Consider the following 528-nt stretch of genomic DNA (forward strand, 5'->3'; position numbering starts at 1 on the left):
CTGAAGAAGTGATACAACATTATCTATTTTTTCTATAAATTTACCTACTTTAGATTGTTCATTTTTTGAAGGTGCTAATAATTCTATATTCAAAACTTTATTTGGCTGGATATTGAATCTAGAAATACCTTGTGCAAGAATCATGATTTTCTGTCTAAAAAATTTTGATCTAAATAAATATGATAAAAAAATTAAATCATTTTCACCAATTCTATATTGTCTAAAACCAAAGCAAAAGCTATTTAAATACACGTTTTTATTGAAAAAAGTTGTAATTACTGATGATATGCCAACTTCTTCAGGTATCTCAGATGATAATGTAAACAAAACATCACCATACTCAACTTTGTTTTGCTTTTCATCAACATTAACAGTGGAGATAGGGTTAAAGTTAATCCGTGGATTTTTAAATACATCAATGTAAGAAATATAGTTTGAATTTCCTTTTATGAAGTCTTCTTTTCTTTTACTTTTTAAACCACCATATGTACTCCCCATATCACCTAACTTTTTTTGTTCTCAAGCGTT

At 26.9% G+C, this 528-nt stretch carries 1 protein-coding gene; it reads right to left on the reverse strand.

From position 1 onward, the window contains the following. A partial coding sequence (locus N1F73_RS03900; protein ID WP_260360179.1) for a restriction endonuclease subunit S occupies positions 1-528 on the reverse strand: 528 nt, incomplete at both ends.

The sequence above is a fragment of the Mycoplasma sp. HS2188 genome (assembly GCF_025209835.1).
Taxonomy (GTDB): Bacteria; Bacillota_I; Bacilli_A; order Mycoplasmatales; family Metamycoplasmataceae; genus Mycoplasmopsis.